The 18684-nt window shown below is 72.2% G+C and carries 18 protein-coding genes; 14 read left to right on the forward strand and 4 right to left on the reverse strand.

The window, feature by feature from the left end; genetic code table 11:
* The first annotated feature begins 271 nt into the window (after positions 1-271).
* On the forward strand, positions 272-1261 hold the full coding sequence (locus Sru01_RS14885; RefSeq protein WP_203985080.1) for an NAD-dependent epimerase/dehydratase family protein: 990 nt from the start codon (positions 272-274) through the stop codon (positions 1259-1261).
* A 111-nt stretch (positions 1262-1372) separates the two neighbouring features.
* Here the strand turns inward: Sru01_RS14885 and Sru01_RS14890 are convergent, their stop codons facing one another.
* Positions 1373-2737, reverse strand: coding sequence for a hypothetical protein (locus tag Sru01_RS14890; protein WP_203985082.1), 1365 nt, complete (start codon positions 2735-2737; stop codon positions 1373-1375).
* A gap of 342 nt (positions 2738-3079) precedes the next feature.
* On the opposite strand from Sru01_RS14890, the gene Sru01_RS14895 reads away from it, so the two are divergent.
* The 3 genes from Sru01_RS14895 to Sru01_RS14905 are packed head-to-tail and all read left to right on the forward strand — an operon-like array spanning position 3080 to position 5060.
* On the forward strand, positions 3080-3727 hold the full coding sequence (locus tag Sru01_RS14895) for a glycosyltransferase family 2 protein (protein WP_203985083.1): 648 nt from the start codon (positions 3080-3082) through the stop codon (positions 3725-3727).
* Positions 3724-4443: a TIGR04282 family arsenosugar biosynthesis glycosyltransferase gene (locus tag Sru01_RS14900; protein WP_203985084.1), complete on the forward strand. Its 720-nt coding sequence runs from the start codon at positions 3724-3726 to the stop codon at positions 4441-4443. The genes Sru01_RS14895 and Sru01_RS14900 overlap by 4 nt, the downstream gene beginning before the upstream one ends.
* The gene (locus tag Sru01_RS14905) at positions 4440-5060 is read left to right on the forward strand and encodes a class I SAM-dependent methyltransferase (protein WP_203985085.1); all 621 of its coding nucleotides are present in this window, start codon (positions 4440-4442) and stop codon (positions 5058-5060) included. The genes Sru01_RS14900 and Sru01_RS14905 overlap by 4 nt, the downstream gene beginning before the upstream one ends.
* 193 nt (positions 5061-5253) lie before the next feature.
* On the opposite strand, the gene Sru01_RS14910 is transcribed toward Sru01_RS14905, so the two are convergent.
* Both Sru01_RS14910 and Sru01_RS14915 read right to left on the reverse strand, forming a co-directional pair.
* Positions 5254-5733, reverse strand: coding sequence for a nucleoside deaminase (locus Sru01_RS14910; RefSeq protein WP_203985086.1), 480 nt, complete (start codon positions 5731-5733; stop codon positions 5254-5256).
* A 447-nt stretch (positions 5734-6180) separates the two neighbouring features.
* Positions 6181-6855 carry a phosphotransferase gene (locus Sru01_RS14915; RefSeq protein ID WP_203985087.1) on the reverse strand — a complete coding sequence of 225 codons (675 nt, stop codon included), beginning with the start codon at positions 6853-6855 and terminating at the stop codon, positions 6181-6183.
* A 797-nt stretch (positions 6856-7652) separates the two neighbouring features.
* Here Sru01_RS14915 and Sru01_RS14920 point away from each other — a divergent pair.
* From Sru01_RS14920 to Sru01_RS14960, 9 genes are all read left to right on the forward strand, one after another.
* Entirely contained in the window at positions 7653-8648 is a 996-nt protein-coding gene (locus Sru01_RS14920; protein ID WP_203985088.1) for a tyrosine-type recombinase/integrase, read from the forward strand.
* 296 nt (positions 8649-8944) lie between these two features.
* Positions 8945-9988: a tyrosine-type recombinase/integrase gene (locus Sru01_RS14925; RefSeq protein WP_203985089.1), complete on the forward strand. Its 1044-nt coding sequence runs from the start codon at positions 8945-8947 to the stop codon at positions 9986-9988.
* Positions 9989-10129: 141 nt separating this feature from the next.
* Entirely contained in the window at positions 10130-10666 is a 537-nt protein-coding gene (locus Sru01_RS14930) for a dihydrofolate reductase family protein (protein ID WP_203985091.1), read from the forward strand.
* A gap of 731 nt (positions 10667-11397) precedes the next feature.
* The gene (locus tag Sru01_RS14935; protein ID WP_203985093.1) at positions 11398-12837 is read left to right on the forward strand and encodes an MFS transporter; all 1440 of its coding nucleotides are present in this window, start codon (positions 11398-11400) and stop codon (positions 12835-12837) included.
* 63 nt (positions 12838-12900) lie between these two features.
* Positions 12901-13368, forward strand: coding sequence for a MarR family winged helix-turn-helix transcriptional regulator (locus tag Sru01_RS14940; RefSeq protein ID WP_239137432.1), 468 nt, complete (start codon positions 12901-12903; stop codon positions 13366-13368).
* Positions 13368-13697, forward strand: a complete 330-nt coding sequence (locus Sru01_RS14945; protein WP_203985097.1) for a hypothetical protein — start codon at positions 13368-13370, stop codon at positions 13695-13697. Before Sru01_RS14940 ends, Sru01_RS14945 begins: the two co-directional genes overlap by 1 nt.
* An 81-nt stretch (positions 13698-13778) precedes the next feature.
* Complete coding sequence (locus tag Sru01_RS14950) at positions 13779-15347, forward strand: HAD-IC family P-type ATPase (protein ID WP_275412177.1); 1569 nt, start codon at positions 13779-13781, stop codon at positions 15345-15347.
* A gap of 194 nt (positions 15348-15541) precedes the next feature.
* Complete coding sequence (locus tag Sru01_RS14955; protein ID WP_203985100.1) at positions 15542-15859, forward strand: universal stress protein; 318 nt, start codon at positions 15542-15544, stop codon at positions 15857-15859.
* A gap of 252 nt (positions 15860-16111) precedes the next feature.
* Positions 16112-17089 (forward strand): aldo/keto reductase, encoded by a 978-nt coding sequence (locus Sru01_RS14960; RefSeq protein ID WP_203985102.1) that lies wholly within the window; start codon positions 16112-16114, stop codon positions 17087-17089.
* A 51-nt stretch (positions 17090-17140) separates the two neighbouring features.
* Here Sru01_RS14960 and Sru01_RS14965 read toward each other — a convergent pair whose 3' ends face one another.
* Entirely contained in the window at positions 17141-18136 is a 996-nt protein-coding gene (locus Sru01_RS14965) for an NADP-dependent oxidoreductase (RefSeq protein ID WP_239137433.1), read from the reverse strand.
* Between the two features lie 90 nt (positions 18137-18226).
* Between Sru01_RS14965 and Sru01_RS14970 the strand changes: the two genes are divergently transcribed.
* The gene (locus Sru01_RS14970; protein WP_203985104.1) at positions 18227-18649 is read left to right on the forward strand and encodes a MarR family winged helix-turn-helix transcriptional regulator; all 423 of its coding nucleotides are present in this window, start codon (positions 18227-18229) and stop codon (positions 18647-18649) included.
* Positions 18650-18684: the final 35 nt, after the last annotated feature.

Consider the following 18684-nt stretch of genomic DNA (forward strand, 5'->3'; position numbering starts at 1 on the left):
GGGAACTGCCTGCCCATTTCTCCCAAAAAAGCCGACATAAACCGGATTCATCCGCAGGGGTCGTCCCGCCGCCACCCCCGACCCCACCCGCCCCCCACCAGGGGCGCACCACCCACCCCACCCCCGCCACCCGCACACGCCCGCCCACCCCCACCCGCAGGCACCGCCCGCCGCACCCCGGCACCCCCAGACCCGGCCACTTCTTACGACGTGCGAACGAAACCACCACCCACCGGCCCCCACCGCCCCCGCCCCGCCTACCCTCACCGGCGTGAAGATCCTCCTCACCGGCGCCGCCGGCTTCATCGGCCGCCACATCGCCACCGCGCTCACCGACGCCGGCCACCACGTCACCCCCCTCGACATCCGCACCGGCACCGACGTCCGCGACCCCACCGCCCTCGACCGCCTCCTGCCCGGCACCGACGCCGTCTGCCACCAGGCCGCCAAGGTCGGCCTCGGCGTCAGCCTGGCCGACCTGCCCGACTACACCTCCACCAACGCCCACGGCACCGCCGTCCTGCTCGCCGCCATGGCCCGCCACCACACCCCCCGGCTGGTACTGGCCTCATCCATGGTCGTCTACGGCGAAGGCGCCTACACCTGCCCCGACCACGGCCCCGTCCGCCCCCGCCCCCGCGACCCCGACGACCTCGCCCGCGGCGCCTTCGACCCCCGCTGCCCCCACGGCGACCACCACCTGAACCCCGCCACCATCAACGAAGACGCCCCCACCGACCCCCGCAACGCCTACGCCACCACCAAACTCACCCAAGAACACCTCGCCGCCACCTGGGCCCGCGAGACCGGCGGCACCGCCATCGCCCTGCGCTACCACAACGTCTACGGCCCCCACATGCCCGCCGACACCCCCTACGCCGGCGTCGCCGCCCTGTTCCGCTCCGCCCTGCACGCCGGCCGCCCACCCCGCGTCTTCGAAGACGGCGCCCAGCGCCGCGACTTCATCCACGTCCGCGACGTCGCCGCCGCCAACCTCGCCGCCCTCACCCGCGGCGGCCACCCCGCCACCCTCACCGCCTACAACATCGCCACCGGCCACCCCCACACCGTCGGCGAGATGGCCACCGCCCTGGCCACCGCACACGGCGGACCCCACCCCATCACCACCGGCGAATACCGCCTCGGCGACGTCCGCCACATCGTCGCCGCACCCGACCGCGCCCGCACCCACCTCGGCTTCACCGCCACCATCCCCTTCACCGACGGCATCACCGAGTTCGCCACCGCCCCCCTCGCCTGACAAAGGAACCCCACGGCCGGCCCGCCGCCGGGGCCGCCACCCGCACCGGGGACAAGTGCACAGGTCGAACCGACCGCCGGCCAGGCCGCAACGGCGGTCCGGCCGGTCGCATCACCACGGCGACACCACCACCCCCTGCACCAGCAACGCCCACCCCACCTGAGCCCACCACCACCGCCGCCCCGGCGCCCACCCCGCCGCCACCCCCACCCACACCGCGTACGGCAACCAGATCCGCTCCACCTCGCCCCGCGTCACCCCCGCCACATCCAACGCCGCCACCGCCACCAGCACCGCTGCCACCACCACCGCCACCGGCCGCCCCGCCACCCACCCGGCCACGACCTCCCGAACCACCCCGACCACCCGAACCACCCGAACCACACCGGCACCCCGCCACCGACCGACCGGCCCCGCCGCCCCATCGCCGCCCGCCGCCCCGACCCGGCGAAACAACTCCGCAAGACCCGCCACCGCACCCGGACCCGCCACCAACCCCAGCACCGCCACGTTCGCCACCACGAAATACCAGTACGGCCGCGCCGCCCCCGGATCCGCCGCCCACTCCACCCCCGTGGCCGCCACCCCCGCCGGCCACCAAAAACCCGCCACCGCGAACACCCCCACCACCCCGGCCACCCCCGCCACCGCCACGACCGCCCGCCACCGGCCCACCCCCGCCACCCACCCGGCGGCCACCACCACCAGCAAGAACGGCACCAGCCCATAACTCAGGAACGGCAACACCCCCGCCGCCACCCCGCCCGCCGACACCGCCACCCACCCGGCCACCCCGCGCCGCCGCCCCAGCACCACCAACGCCACCGCCCACGCCGCCACCCCCGCGAACAACGCGTCCATACTCGTCGCCACCCACACCGCCGCCGGCGTCACCACCGCCACCGCCACCACCCGGCGGGCCACCGCCTCCCCGGCCAGCTCCCGCACCACCACCCCGACCGCCACCACCGACGAACACCCCACCGCCACCACCAGACACCCCGCCCAGCCCCCACCGGGCAGACCCACCACCGCCAGCACCCACACCACCAGCACCGGCAGCGGCGGATGCCCCCGCACATGCGTCGGATAACCCGGCAGATCCACCACGAACCCCGAAAGCCACCCCAGCGGATCACCCCCCACCGCCGGCAACACCGCCAGATACTCCTCCGGCCGCGCCAGCGGACCCGCCACCCCCGCCACCCCGCCGGCCCCCACCGCCAACGCCACCGCCCACACCACCGCACACCCGTAGGCCGCCCCCAGCAACACCCCGAACCGCCACCGCGCCGACACCCGCGGCAAAAACCCCACCACCAGCGCCCCCACCACCACCGCCGCCCACAACCCCACCGGCGGCACCCGCGCATGCCCGTGCAGCGGCGGCAGATGATCGATCCGCAACACCCCCCGCGCATGCAGCACCGCCCCCACCACGGCCACCACCACCAGCAGCCCGGCCCACCCCGCCACCGCGGCCACCCCCGTCCGGCCGCCCAGACCAGAGGAGCGGCCGGCCCCGGACAAACCCCGGGAGCCGGGGGAGCCGGTCACCCCCACCCGGCCGGCAGACCCCGGCAGATCAGCGGAACCGCTCACCCCAGCACCCACCCCGGCAGCACCAGCCACCCCGCCACCCGGCCCCGACCACCGCGCCACCGGCCCACGGCCACCACCGGCACGTCCCGCCACCCGCCCACCATCACCGATCACGCCGTCACGCTAAGGCGCCCCCGCACACCCCCGCACACCCGGTGAACACACGTCACCACTTCGTAAGAGCCGCCCACCCACCCCCGCACTACCGTTCACCCCATGAAGATCGACGTCATCCTGCCCTGCCTCAACGAACAAGACGCCCTCCCATGGGTCCTGCAACGCATCCCCCCAGGCCACCGCGCCATCGTCGTCGACAACGGCTCCACCGACGACTCCGCCCGCATCGCCGCCGACCACGGCGCCCACCTCGTCACCGAACCCCACCGCGGCTTCGGCGCCGCCTGCCACGCCGGCCTCCTCGCCGCCACCGCCGACATCATCTGCTTCATGGACGCCGACGCCACCCTGGACCCCGGCCAACTCCCACACCTCACCTGGCCCATCGCCACCGGCGCCGCCGACCTCGTCCTCGGCCGCCGCACCCCACCACCCCGCCCACCCCACGCCCGCCTCGCCAACGCCGCCCTCGCCGCCCACCTGCGCCGCCACACCGGCGCCCCCCTCCACGACCTCGGCCCCATGCGCGCCTGCCGCCGCACCGCCCTCCTCGACCTCAACCTCACCGACCGCCGCTTCGGCTACCCCCTCGAAATGGTCCTCAAAGCCGCCCGCGCCGGCTGGCGCATCACCGAGACCCCCGTCCGCCACCTGCCCCGCCGTGGCCGCTCCAAGGTCACCGGCACCGTGCGCGGCACCATGCGCGCCATCGCCGACATGCGCCGCGTCATGACGGAGACCGCATGACCCCCACCCAGATCATCGTCATCGCCAAAGAACCCCTCCCCGGCCGCGTCAAGACCCGCCTCACCCCGCCCTACCTCCCCGCCCAGGCCGCCCAACTGGCCACCGCCGCCCTCACCGACACCCTCCACACCGTCACCGCCACCCCCGCCGCCCACCGCGTCCTCGCCCTCGACGGACTACCCGGCCCCTGGCTGCCCCCCGGCATCACCGTCATCGCCCAGCGCGGTCACACCCTCGACCAGCGCCTCGCCGCCGCCTTCACCGACGCCCACCGCCTGCACCCCGCCCCCGCCGTCCTCATCGGCATGGACACCCCCCAGATCACCCCCCACCTGCTCACCACCGCCACCACCCTGCTCCACGACCACGACGCGGTCTACGGCCCGGCCACCGACGGCGGCTTCTGGCTCCTCGGCCTGCGCCACCCCGACCCCCGCCTCCTGCTCGGCGTCCCCATGTCCACCCCCACCACCGGCGCCGCGCTGCTCCACCGCCTCACCGAGGCCGGCCTCACCGCCGCCCACCTCCCCGAACTCACCGACATCGACACCGCCGACGACGCCGCCCACGTCGCCGCACACGCCCCCGGCACCCGCTTCGCCGCCGCCCACACCGCCCTCACCTCCACCGGCACCTCCACCGGTCCGGGCACGGGCACCAGCCCCCATGACCGCCCCATCACCCGCCGCCCGGCCGGCACCCCCACCCCGCGATGATCGGCGACCTCTACACCGGATCCCTCACCGGAACCACCACCGAGATCGAACACCTCGACGGCACCACCCACCCCCTGGACGCCCACCGCTGGCTCCACCCCATCGACGGCGACCACACCATCCTCGACCGCTGCACCGGCCCCACCCTCGACATCGGATCCGGCCCCGGCCGCCTCACCATCGCCCTCACCCGCCGCGCCGTCCCGGCCCTCGGCATCGACATCACCCCGCACGCCGTCCGGCTCACCCGCCGCGCCGGCGGCCTCGCCCTGTGCCGCGACATCTTCGACCGCATCCCCGGCAGCGGACGCTGGGCCACCGCCCTGCTCGCCGACGGCAACATCGGCATCGGCGGCCACCCCACCGCACTGCTCCACCGAACCGCCCAACTCCTTCGCCCCGGCGGCGACCTCATCACCGAACTCCACCCGCCCGGCACTCCCAGCCGAGCCGGCCAGGTACGGCTGCGCACCGCCACCACCACCGGCCCCTGGTTCCCCTGGGCCAGCGTCTCGGCCGACGACATCACCCGCCTGGCCCACCCCGCCGGCTACACCGTCACCGACGTCTGGCACCACGCCCGCCGCTGGTTCGCCGCCCTGCGCCGCACCCGCTGACCACACACGGGGAACACCAGAACACCGGAACACCGAAAGCACGGCACCGCCGCAGCCACCCGGGGCCCCGCCGGCCGAAGACGCCGCCACCACCCCGGCCCTCACCAGGGCTCACGCCGGACTACCCGGCCACCCGGCGGCACCGACCGCCCGGCCCGGTGGACCGGGCACCGCCCCCGCGCAGCGAGCGCCGTCACCGGCCCCCGTGGAACCGCCGATGCAACTCCCGCACCCGATCCACCAACTCCGGCACCGGCCCCTCCACCACCGCGCCCGGAACCACCTCGCGCACCGGCAGCGCCCGCACCGGGGGAGCGGGCACCCCCCACCCGGCCAGCCACTCCACCAGCTGCGCCGAGGAGCACACGTACACGATCCGCCCCAGCCCCGCCCACCCGTGCGCCGCCGCGCACATCGGGCAGTGCTCACCCGAGGTGTACACCGTCGCCGCCGCCCGCTCGGCGGGGGACAGGCGCGCCGCCGCCCACCGCGCCAGTTCCAGCTCCGGATGCCGCGTCCCGTCGCCCCCCGCCACCCGGTTGTGGTCCTCGCCCAGCACCGTGCCGTCCCCGCCGACCAGTACCGACCCGAACGGCTCGTCACCCGCCGCCAGCGCCTCCTCGGCCAGCTCCACACACCGCCGCAGGTACCGCATCTCGGACTCTTCCACCATCGGCCCCCTTGTCACCCGTCATCCATCCTGATCCTGCGCGACGATCCTGGCCCTGCGTGACGATGCCGTCCACGTATCCGCACCATGCATCCGGCCGCCCCACCTCATGGTCGGCCCGATTCACCCGGCGAAGGGGGAGTGGTGCCGGACGACCGGCCTCCGGGCGAGCGCCGCGCCGGGGGAGGAGGGCTCACGCGGCCCTCACACGGGCGGTTCCGCCCGCCGGCCACTCAGCCGGCACATCCCGTCAACTCGATCAGCGACCAGACCGCGGCCCGGCCGCGATTCGCACGCGCACCGAGAATCCCCGGCAAGGGTGCTCGTCCTGCCCGCGCGTGCCTCGCGGGGGAGACCTGAACGCCGTTGATCACGGCCGTTCAGCGCGTCTGATGACGGCCGTTCAGCGCGACCTTGCGCATTCGCAGGCCGCGAGCCGCACCCAGGCGTTCATTCATCCGGGAAGTCGGCCAGCTCCTTCATGGCCGTTTCCAGTGCGCTGTCGACTCCGTGGGCCACCATGGCCTGATAGGCGGGGTCCCCTTCCGCCGCGATGCGCCGGATGCCTTCGGCCGAGGCGCTCACCCGCCGGCGGACGATGTCGATGAACGGCCCGACCGGTCCGCTCCAACCGTAGGTGTCGAGAAACAGCCGCAGCCTTCTGGGCCGGTCGGCGAACGCGGTGAAGCCTTCGGCGGCCACGACGTCCCGGGCGTGCAGCGGCACCCAGGCGAAGGCGGTGAAGGCCAGGTCCCACTCCGGTGTGACGGGAGCGGCGAAGTCCCAGTCGAAGAAGCCGACAAGGCGTCCATCGGTCCAGGCCGCGTTGTAGGGCGCGGCGTCGTTGTGCCCGACGATCATGCCCGGCCGCCACGTCCCACCCTCGCGCCAGACCGCGTTCGCCGGAGGGACGAAACCCGCCACGGCGGTGTGGTAGTCGCGGAGCCAGCGGCCCACCTGGCGAAGCGCGTCATCGCTGTGCACCCAGCCGGGCCATGGCCGTGCGGTCCCGACCGTTTCACCGGGCACGAAGGAGAGCACCTCTCGGCCTTGATCGTCGAATCCGAGTGCCCGTGGAGCCCCATCGAAGCCGACGTCCTCCAGGTGCCGGAGCAGTGCGTGCACCGAGGGCGTCCATCGGCCGGGGACACGGCGGACGGTGTCACCGACGCGGACCGCTCCGCCGGCGTTCCCCCCGGGAAGGCGCTGTTCTTCGATCATGGTTCCATTCTGGCGTACATAGACACCGGGCTCGCGCTCGGACGGGACGGCTCGGGACGGCGGCGCGACCGGCTCCACGACCCGGCGGAACCGCCGAATGTAACCAAACAGAATTCAGCTTCTGTCCGGTTAAAGATGATTTGCCCAGGTAAAGCCCTGTCAGACGGAGATGTCGATCTTGCTGCCGACCCCGCATCGTCCCGCGCCCCGGGCGCCGGAACATCATCGTGCAGCCCCGCGACCCCGCGGTCCGGCCGACGGACGGCCGCGCGGGGCGCGCGTCACCGGTGGGCCCCGAAGGGCTTGATCATTTCAGCTGTTCGATCATTCCGGGCCGCAGACCGCGTCATCACCGGACGCCGGCCGGATCGGCCGGGTCCGGCCCGCCGGACCCGGCGCCTGGCAGGCACGCCTGCACCCTGTGCCGGCCGCGCGCGCCAGGTACAGGCCGCAAGCCGGCGCCGCCGGATCGATCCGGCGGCCCGCGCGGGCCGGCCATGCGGTGACGCCCTTCTCCGACCCCTCCGATCACGCGATTGATGCATAATCGCACTTATGCAGCAATCATCCGGCTCCTTCCCCGGTGTGTCGGCGGGCCAGGCCGCACCGGTTCGCCGCATAATCACACCGAATCGGCGGGTCAAGGGTGCTACGGCACCGGTGCGGAGGCCGCGGTGGACGATCGCGCACCTTTGGTGCTGATGCGCGTGCCACAGGCCGCGTCGGAGTTCCTGTCCGCGCTGCGCGCCAAGAAACTGTCCCCGCACACCCTGGCCGGCTACCAGCGCGACCTGCGGCTGGTGGCCGAGCTGGCCGCGGGCCTGGCCGGGGTCCCGCCGCAGGAGCTGCCGGTGCGCGACCTGACCGGCCGGCTGGTGCGCGGCGCGTTCGCCGAGTTCGCCGGGCCGCGTTCGCCGGCGAGCGTGAACCGGGCGTGGAGCGCCTGGAACCAGTTCCTCACCTTCTGCGTCGCCGAGCAGATGCTGGAGGGCAACCCGATGGCGGCGGTCCCCCGGCCCAAGCAGCCGGCCAAGGCGCCCAAGCCGCTGCTCGGCGACGGGTCGGCGTCGGCGACGCTGCTGGAGCGGATCGCCGCCGGCGCGCGGCAGGCGCGCGATCCGTGGGTGGAGCGCGACCTGGTGGTGCTGGCGCTGGCGCTGGTCACCGGGATGCGGTCGGCGGAGTTGCTGAGCCTGACGGCGGGGGCGATCGGCGGATCGAGTGGTGACCGGCGGATCCAGGTGGTGGGCAAGGGCGGGCGGACGCGGTCGCTGCCGATCGAGCCGCCGGTGGAGCACCTGGTGGACGCCTATCTGGCCAGCCGGCTGAGCCGGTTCGGCCTGGCCTCCCTCCCCCGGTCGGCGCCGCTGCTGGTGGACAACCGGGGTGAGCCGCTGCGGCGCGGCGGGCTGCAGTATCTGGTGCGGCAGTGTTACCGGTACGCCGGGGTGCACGACCGGGTGCAGAAGGGCACGCTGGTGCACGCGCTGCGGCACGAGTTCGCGACCCGGCTGGCCGAGCGGGGCGCCTCGGCGCACGAGTTGATGGAGTTGCTCGGGCACTCCTCGATCGTGACGGGGCAGGCGTATGTGGCGTCCACCGCGCGGGAGGTGCGCGCGGCGGCGCGGGCGAACCCGGCGTACGCGGTGCTGGACCGGCTGGGTGCCGGTGGCGGGGAGCGCGACGCGGAGCGGTGAGCGGTGTCGCCGTGCGTATGGCGTGGGATGTGCGCCCTGGAGGGATGTCGTGGGCGCCGGGGTGGTCAGGCCGGTTGAAAGTGGATGTCACCGGTCGTGACGTGCGCCTCTCCCCCGTCCTGTGGTCGAGCGGGCCGCTCTCCCCTCTCGCGCGGCGGCCGGGTGACCGCCGCATGCGCGGGCCGGTGGCGGGGGGGCGGGCGGTCCGGGTGGTCGGCGGGCCTGGTGCGCCGTGGATTTGTCGGTGCGGGCCGGTACGGTCGGCGGGTCACCGGGTGAAGGGATGGTGCTGGGCGATGCGGCCGGCCGAGCTGACGCGACTGACCGTCGAGGAGTCCACCGACCGTTATGTGGAGTTGGTGGCGGCCAAGACGGTGACGGGGGCGTTGTCGGCGTCGACGGCGGAGGTGTACGCGCGGGACGTGGCGACGTTCGCGCGGCTGGCCGGGCCGGGGCGGGTGCTGGACGATTTGACGGGTGAGGATGTGGACGCGGTGCTGCTGGCGTTCGCCCGTAAGCCGGACGGGCGGCGGGCGGTGCCGGAGGCGGGCGGCGGCGCGGTGCAGAGTCCGTGGTCGCAGGCGCGGTTCCGCCGGTCGGTGTCGGCGTTCTTCAAGCATGCGGCGCTGGCGGGGTGGGTGCAGGTCGATCCGATGACGGCGTCGACGGTGACGGCGCGGGAGCGGGGCGGGTTGCGGGCCGAGCGGCGGGCGTTGACGCGGGAGCAGGCGCGCGGGCTGGTGGGGGCGGCGCGGGCGCTTTCGGAGTCGGGGCCGCAGGGCGGGCGGCGGGACCAGCGGACCGAGGTGCGGGATGCGTTGATCGTGTTGTTGCTGTCGACGCTGGGGCCGCGGGTGTCGGAGCTGGTGCGGGCGAATGTGGAGGATTTCTATACCGACGGCGGGGTGCGGTACTGGCGGATCTTCGGTAAGGGCGGGCGGACGCGTGATGTGCCGTTGCCGGTGGATGTGGCCGAGGTGCTTCAGGTGTACCTGTCGGGTCATCGGCCGGTGACGCAGGAGAAGGCGTTGCTGTTGTCGTGGCGGGGGCGGCGGCTGGCGCGGGGGGATGTGCAGGCGGTGATCGACCGGGTGCAGCGGCGGGTGGATCCGGCTCAGCGGCGTTCGGTGACGCCGCACGGGTTGCGGCATACCACGGCGACGCATCTGCTGGCCGACGCGGTGGACATGGACGCGGTGCGGCGGGTGCTGGGGCACAGCGATCTGGCGACGCTGGGGCGTTACCGGGACGAGTTGCCGGGTGAGCTGGAGGTGGCGATGCGGGTGCATCCGCTGTTGCGCCCGGGTGAGGGTGGCCGCTCCCCCGCCACCGAGGATTGAGTCGTCGCAGGTGGTGGTGTGCCGTGGCCGGCTCGGCGGGGTCGGTGCGGTCGCGGTCGGGTGTGGTGCCCGATCACCGTTCAAGCGGATTCAAGGGTCGTGGTCCGGTGTGGTGCCGGACCGTCGTTCAAGGAGATTCATATGCGTGATGTCGTGCTTTACCATCTGATGTCGCTGGACGCGGTCGCCTTCGAGGACGACGAGTGGTTCGTCGATGAGGGCCCGCAGCTGGTGGGTTATCTCGGCCGGGTGATCGGCACGCAGGATGACGTGTTGCTCGGGCGGGGCACCTACGACTATTGGGCCGGGCACTGGCCGAAGTCGGATTTTCAGCCGTTCGCCGATTTCATCAACGGCACGCCCAAGCACGTCTTCGCCTCCCGGCCGTTCACGCCGGAGTGGGCGAACACCTCGGTGGTGACCGCGCCGGCCGGTGAGCATGTGGCGGAGCTGAAGCGGCGGCCCGGTGGTGACATCGGGGTGCACGGGAGCATGGAGCTGGCGCGGTCGCTGCTGGCCGATGGGCTGGTGGACAAGTTGCGGCTGGTCGTGTCGCCGGCCACGGTGGGCCGTGGCCGGCGGGTGTTCGACGGCGGGGCGCTGGGGTCGTGGCGGCTGGAAGAGATGGCGCGGGCGGCGAACGGGACGCTGTTCCTGGACTATGAGCGGGCGGTCTGACGGCCACCGGGCCGCACCGCGGCGGTGCCGTCGCTGCCTGACGGTTTCGGCTGCCGCCGCCGTCCCCCGGCTCCCCTCACCATCCGCCTTTTCGGGTGATCGGGTGGAGCGGTGGCGCCGTGGCACCACTGCTCCACCCGCGCCTCGCTGTAGTTCTGGGGAAATTTCCAACGGATTTGCCTGACCTGCGACGATGCACGGCTCTGTGACTATGGTGTCGATTCGCTTACGGTGAAGGCGTGAGCGACGACAAGCCGGAGTTTGGGTAAGGCGCGGGCGGTCGGCCGCTGTGGACTGTGCGGGATCGGGACGCCGAGTTCACATTACCTGTCACATCCAACCCGGCTCGAATTGGCCGCCAAGGTCTTACGTGACATTGTCCTGCTTCGCGTAGCGGCTGCGGAGGAGGCTGCAGTGCGCGTTGATCAGACCTGCGCCGGCGGGCGCGGCTGCGGGACAGGTGAGGCGTGTGTGGCCCGTGCCCGGTCGACAGGGGTTGGCCACGGGTGGTCGGAATGGTCGGGAGTAGGGTGGAATTGGTTCTGGCACAGAAGTAGTCCGGGGGGATCATGAATGTGCCACCGACGGGGATATGTGCTGTTCGGAAGCGGTCAGGGGCTGCGCTCCGGCGGTTGGGGACGACGCCGCTTTCGCCTGCTGCCGAAACGTAGGAGAGTACGGCTTCGGGTTGGTCGATTCGGCTGGCTGATTTGCGAGTTGCGGGTCGAGTGATGAACGCGCGGAGCCGTCGCGGGCTTCCTGACCTGCTCGGGGAGTCCCGCCGGCCACTGCGGGTGCGCGAGCACCCCAACGCGGCGTGGTTCGCGGTGGGGGCGGTGTGCATCGGCGCGTTCATGGGGCAGTTGGACGCGAGCATCGTCACGCTGGCCTTCCCGGCGCTGCAAGGGGAGTTCGCCTCCTCGCTGGCGGCGGTTCAGTGGGTGTCGCTGGGGTACCTGCTCACGCTTGTGGCCTTGCTGGCCGGGGCGGGCAGGGTGGCCGATACGGCGGGTCGCAAGCTGGTCTATCTGTATGGATTTGTCGTGTTCACGGCGGCGTCCGCGGCGTGCGGGCTGGCGCCGTCGCTGGCGGCGCTGGCGGGTTTTCGCGTGGTGCAGGCGGTCGGGGCGGCGATGCTTCAGGCCAACAGCGTGGCGCTGGTGGTCTCCAGCCTCCCCCGAACGCGGGCGCGGGCGGGGCTGGGGTTGCAGGCGGCGGCTCAGGCGCTCGGTCTCGCCTTGGGCCCGGCGCTGGGCGGGCTGCTGGTGGGGACGCTCGGCTGGCGATGGGTGTTCTGGATCAACGTGCCGGTCGGCTTGGCCGCCATCGCCGCGGGCCATTACCTGCTGCCGCGTACCCGCCGGCGCAGGCGCGCACGCCGCTTCGACCTGGTCGGGCTGGCGCTGCTCGCCGGCACGACCACCGGCCTGCTGCTGGCCGCGTCGATGATCTCCGGCCTGGCGTTGCCGCCATGGTCGCTGCCCACCCTGCTTACTGTCGCCGCCGCGTCCGGGGCCGCCTTCTGGCTGTGGGAGCGGAAAACGCCGTCCGCGCTGATCGACGTCGGATTGCTGCACAGGCGGGCGGTGGCGTCCGGGCTGGCGGGTGCGTCGGGCGGCTATCTGGTGCTGTTCGGCCCGCTGGTGCTGGTCCCCCAGGTGCTGGTGGCCGGCGGCATGGGTGAGCTTGGCGCAGGTTTGATCCTGACGGCGTTGCCAGCCGGGTTCGCGCTGGCCGCGTTGGGCGCGGAGCAGGTGCTGCCCGCGCGGTGGAGCAACCGGCTGCGGTGCGCGACGGGTGCCGTGCTGGCCGCGGTAGGGGCTGGGCTGCTGGTCCTGTCGCCGGGCCAGGTAGGACTTCTGGTGGTGTGTCTGCTGGTGATGGGTGCCGGGCTGGGCACGTTCATTCCCGCCAACAACAGCGTCGTCATGGTCGCGGTTCCGGAACAGGTGTCGGGCACGGCCGGGGGCATGGTGAACATGGCCCGCGGCATCGGCACGGCGTTCGGCATCGCGGCGGTGACCTTGGCGCTGCATCTGGCCGGCGCCTCCTACTTGGTGGGGGCACGGGCCGCGCTGGTCGTGCTCGCGGTGGTCGCCGTACTGGCCGCGCTCACCTCATTCGGCGCGCCGCCCGGCCACGATCATCACCACACGGCACCGGATCTTTGACGATTGCGAGGAGGGAGGAACACGATGACGACGAGCGCGACGCCGTACGGTCTTGCCGGGCCGGTGGCTTCCCCCGGGCTGGTGCTGGCCGACACCGTCGCCCGGCTACGGCGGGCGATGCGCCGCGCTGCCCGCGCCGCCGATCCCGACTGCCCGTTGACGGTCGCGCAGCTTGAGGTGCTGTCCTGCCTGGCAGCAGTACCGGGTGCCCGTCCCAGCCAGGTGGCCCGCCACATGAGGTTGTCCCCGAACTCGGTCACGACGCTGGTGAACGCCCTGTACACGCGTGGCCTGGTCACCCGGTCACGGGCGGCGGGTGACGCACGCGCGTTCGCGCTGTCTCTGACCGCCGACGGACATAGCGTACTGGCGCGCTGGATGCGTACCAATGCCGTCCTCGTCCACACCGCACTGGCCGGGCTCGGCCCGCACCACCAGCGTGTGCTGGCCAAGGCGCTACCCGCGCTGGACGCGCTGGCCCGCGGCATCGACACGCTCGCGGACGCGCCGCCCCAATATCTCGGAGGCTGATGATGGCGACACCATGGCTGCCGGCCGATGACGCTCAGAACCGGGCACGTCAGGCGACCCAGAACCGGTGTCTGGCGGCCGCCACCGCGCTGGTGGCCGGCCTGGTGATGTTGACGACCGGCCGCAATGACGCCCAGCTGGCGGCGGGGGCGCTCAGTCTGGCCATCGCCGTGCTACTCGGCGTGCACGCCTACCGACATCGCTACCAGGCGCACGGAGGGTCACCGCGTCGCCATCTGACCGTACCCGACCCACGCTTCTTCTTGATGATCGCGGCGCTCGCCCTCACCGTGGCCATCCTGGCGGGAGTCGGCCTGCTCATCCAGTGAACAGCCGCCCCGGCCGCCGACGGAGGAGAGCCGGCGGCGTTCGCGCTGGCCGGAGCGCTCGGCGCGCAGCACCTGGCCGGGCTGGGCATCCTCACCACCCGGCTGGCCACCGTGCAGGACGCCGCCGGCATAGACGTGTTGTGCGTGGACAAGACCGGGACCATCACCTGCAACCGGCTCACCGTCACCGCGGTCACCGCGCGCCCCCCTTACCGCGACACCGACGTTCTCGCGTGGGCCGCCGCCGCCTCCGATGCGGCCACCCAGGACCCTATCGACCTGGCCATCCTGCACGCCGACAACAGCCACACCCCCGACCAGGCCGAGCGGACCGCGTTCGTGCCTTTCGACCCGGCGACAAAACGCTCCGAAGCGACCCTGCACGCGGGCGGCGGATTCCTGCGGGTGGCCAAAGGCGCCCCCCAGGTCATCGCCGACCTCGCGGCCGAAGCCCTCAACCCGAACCTCGGCACACTGGCAGCCAGCGGCGCCCGCGTCCTGGCCATCGCCATCAGCAGCGACGGCCGCTCCTGGCATCAGGCCGGGCTGGTGGCGTTGGCCGACCGTCCCCGCCCGGAAGCGGGCGAACTCGTCCACCAACTCACCGATCTCGGCGTGCGGGTGGTGATGGTCACCGGCGACAGCCTCGCCACCGCCCAAGCCATCGCCACCCGGGTAGGCATCACTGGAACCGCCTGCACGGCCGGCGCCCTGCGCGAGCACCAAGCAGACCTTTCCGCACTCGGCGTGGTGGCCGAGGTCCTGCCCGAGGACAAACACCGCCTCGTCCGCGGCCTTCAGGCCGCCGGGCACGTCGTCGGCATGACCGGTGACGGGGTCAACGACGCACCCGCGCTGCGCCAGGCTGAAGTCGGGATCGCTGTGGCCGCAGCCACCGACGTCGCCAAGTCCGACGTCGCCAAGTCCGCCGCCGGTGTCGTCCTGCCCCAGGAAGGCCTCATCGGCATCGTCGGCCTCATCAAGGAGAGCCGCAGAACCTACCAGCGATCCCTCACCTACGCCCTCAACGTCAGCGTCAAGAAGCTGGAAGTCCCCGTCCTGCTGGCCGTCAGCGTCTTCGCCTGGCACCAGTTCGTCTTCACCCCCCTGCTCATGGCGCTGCTCCTGCTCGGTAACGACGTCGTCAGCATGGCCATCGTCACCGACCGCGCCCAGGCCTCTCGCCGACCGGACCGCTGGGACGTGCGCAAGATCATCATCGGTGCCACCGTGGTCGCCACCCCTTTGCTGGCGGCCTCCATCGGCGTGCTGTGGATCGGACGCGACCTGTGGCCACGCATCGACCTCGATCACCTGCGCACACTCATCTTCGTCACCCTCGTGGCCAGCAGCCAGTTGAGCATCTACCTGGTGCGCACCCGCAACCACGCCTGGATGAGCGCGCCGGGACGATGGCTGCTCACGGCCTCCGCCCTCGCCCTAACTGGAACGCTGATGGCGCCGTTGCTACCTATCGCTCTGGTAGCCGCGCTGGCAGCGGTTCTCGCCGGAGCGCTTGCCGCCGACCTCATCAAGGTGCAGGTGTTCAAGGCGCTTGGCTTGCACCGGCTGTGGCGCTTCGACGGCAACGCGCCAGCCGACAGCGCCAGGACCCCATTTCCGCCGCTGCGCCCACCACATGATTGGTAACGGACGCTACCTACCCCGCACCTCTGAAGGGGCAGACCATGACCGAGATATCGCAGACCATCGTCATCGTCGGTGTAGACGGGGCCGAAGCCAGCACAGACGCGCCGCGCTGGGCCGCCCAGCAGGCGCACCTCACAGGCGCGAGCTTGAAGGTCATCCGTGCTTGGCGGCTTCCACCCCAGTAAGGCTTCCCGGTGGACTACAGCGACGCGGACTTCGATGAAGAAGAACGCCAGCAGACCCAGCAGGCCATCGTGGAGGTCCTGGGCGCTGACCCGCAGGTCTACGTTGTCACCGAAGTGATTCAGAGCCCTCCCGCACCCGCCCTGATCGACGCCTCCGCCACTGCAGACCTGCTGGTGGTCGAAAGTCACGGACGCGGCGCGTTCGCCCTGATGCTCCTGGGCTCCGTCAGTCTGCACTGTGTCCAGCACGCGATCTGCCCCGTGGTGGCCGTCCGGCCTCGGCGCCCACCCGCTTTGAGTCCAGCGATGGGACTTGGCCAAGGCTGAGCGGCGGCTTCGACACCGGGAGGAGCGCGCATGGCCGACAACGACGGCACGGGCCGGACGGTTCGAGACGAACGTAGCGATGAGGACCGGCGAACCGACGAACCGTAGCGGAAGTGATCAACAAACGGAGCAGGCCTGCATCAGCGCAGGCCAGGGACATCCGTTGGAAATTTCCCCAGGACTACAGCGAGGCCACCCCCGGGTGCGTTGGCGGGGGCGGGGCGGTGGCGGGGTGGGCCTACGATCGGTGTCGTGGAACACCGGGAATTGGGCAGGACGGGCAGGCAGGTCGGGGTCGTCGGGCTGGGCGCGTGGCAGCTGGGCGGCGACTGGGGCGAGGTGGGCGAGGACGCGGCGCTGGCGGTGCTGGACGCGGCGGTGGAGTCGGGGGTGGACTTCGTCGACACCGCCGACGTGTACGGCGACGGGCGCAGCGAGCGGCTGGTGGGCCGGTTGCTGGCCCGGCGGGCCGGGGTGACGGTGGCCACCAAGATGGGCCGGCGGGTGGCGCAGGAGCCGTCGGCGTACAACGCGGCGAACTTCCGGGCGTGGAACGACCGGTCGCGGCGCAACCTGGGCGTGGACACCATCGACCTGGTGCAGTTGCACTGCCCGCCGGATGCGGTGTTCGCCGACGACGCGGTGTTCGACGCGTTGGACGCGATGGTGGCCGAGGGTCGGATGGCCGCCTACGGGGTGAGCGTGGAGACCTGCGAGCAGGCGCTGAGCGCGATCGCCCGGCCTGGGGTGGCGAGCGTGCAGATCATCTTCAACGCGTTGCGGCTCAAGCCGCTGGAGCGGGTGCTGCCGGCCGCGGCGCGGGCGGGGGTGGGCATCATCGCGCGGGTGCCGCTGGCCAGCGGGCTGCTGTCGGGGCGCTACGACTCCGGCACCCGGTTCGCCGCCGACGATCACCGGGCGTTCAACCGGCACGGCGAGTCGTTCGACGTGGGCGAGACGTTCTCGGGGGTGGACTATGAGACGGGGCTGGCGGCGGTGGAGCGGTTGCGGCCGCTGGTGCCGCAGGGCATGACGACGGCGCAGTTCGCGCTGCGGTGGATCATCGACCATCCGGCGGTGAGCGTGGTGATCCCGGGTGCCCGCGACGCCGGGCAGGCGCGGGCGAACGCCGCGGTGGCCGGGTTGCCTCCGCTGGGCGAGGCGGCGCACCAGGCGGTGGCCGGGGTGTACGACGAGTTGGTCCGCCCGCTGGTGCACCACCGCTGGTGAGCCGGCCGCCGGATCCTGCGGCGGCCGGTGTCTCGGACCGGTTGTCGCCTCCTATCGGATCTTGAGGGCCAGTTTCCCGACGTAGTGATCGTTCAGGGCGCGGTGCGCGTCTTCGACCCGCTCCATCGGGAAGGTTCGGGCGAGGTGGACCTCGAAGGGGCTCGCGTCGATGATCGCGTTCAGCCGATCGGTGGCGATGCGGCCTCGATCTCCGTCGTAGTAGGACACCGGTGCGCCCGGCGAGGTGACCGGTACCGGCAGGACACCGTTCGGCCAGGCGATCCGTCCCGAGTTCTTGATCGCGCGCAGAGACCGTTCGGCGGTCCGGCCTCCCGCGGTGACCAGGGCCGCGTCAAGCCCGCCTGGCGCGAACTCCGACGCCGCGGCCGGCACGTCGTCCTTGCGGCCGTCGATGGCGTGGTCGGCGCCCAGTCGTCGGGCGAGGGCGACACCGTCGTCGCCGGAGGCCACGGCCAGCACCCGGATGCCGCTGTGCCGCGCCAGCTGTACGGCCATGTGCCCGATGCCTCCGCTGGCTCCGAAGACCATGAGCGTCTGGTCCGGCCGTAGGTCGAGCAGATCGAGGCCGCTCAGTGCGGTCAGGGCGTCCCATGCCATCGCGCCGGCCTGTTCGGTCGGCACCCGGTCGGGTACGCGGGCCACGAACTCCGCCTCGACGACGCTGTAATCGGCGTAGAAGCCGCCGCGCGGTACCGGCATCGTCGCGGCGTAGACGCGCTCGCCCACCTCGAACCGGGTGACGTTGCGTCCGAGCGCGGCCACCGTGCCCGCGCCATCCCAGCCAAGGATGTAGGGGAAGGTCGACGCGCCATCGAAATAGCCGTCGAACTCCCCTGCCCGTTCGCCCGCGTCCCAGGACCCGACGCCTGCGAACTCCACCTGAATGAGGACGTCGTCGTCGCCGACCTGCGGGAGCGGTATCCGGCGTGCGGAGAGTTCGTCGATTCCGCCGAACCGGTCGATGACGATCGCGTTCATCTGCGGCGTCACGATCGTGCCGGTTGTGGGGGTGCCTGTGCCGTCCATCGGTCCTCCGTGTTACTTGAGTGAATCAAGTGGTAGTGGACCATAATTATTTGAGTGAATCAAGTAATCATGTGTTCTAAGCTGGGAGCCGTGGCACTGCCGAACGGACCCGTAGCCGCCTCCTCCGAGGCCGAGGCCGTCTTGTTCGACCTGGTCGACGTCTATGACCGCGCCTACCAGGCGGCCGCCGCCGAGCTGTCGCTCAGCTCGGCGCAGGCATGTGTGCTCGGGCGGCTCGATGAGCGACGCGGCATGGGCGCCCTGGCCGAGGAACTCGGCTGCGATGCCTCGAACATCACCCAGATCGTCGCGCGCCTCGAAACGATCGGCCTGGTGACCCGCGAGCCGGATCCCCAGGACCGTCGCGCACGCCTGGTCGCGCGAACGTCTCGAGGAGACGAGATCAACGACCGGTTCGCGAACGCCTTCACCTTCGCCCGCACGGCGATCGGACGACTCTCACCCGACGAGCAGGATCAGTTGACCGCGCTGCTGCGCAAAGCCCTGGGCTGACACGCACCCACGATCCACCCGGCCAAGGTGCGACC

This window comes from Sphaerisporangium rufum, assembly GCF_016863395.1.
Lineage (GTDB): Bacteria > Actinomycetota > Actinomycetes > Streptosporangiales > Streptosporangiaceae > Sphaerisporangium > Sphaerisporangium rufum.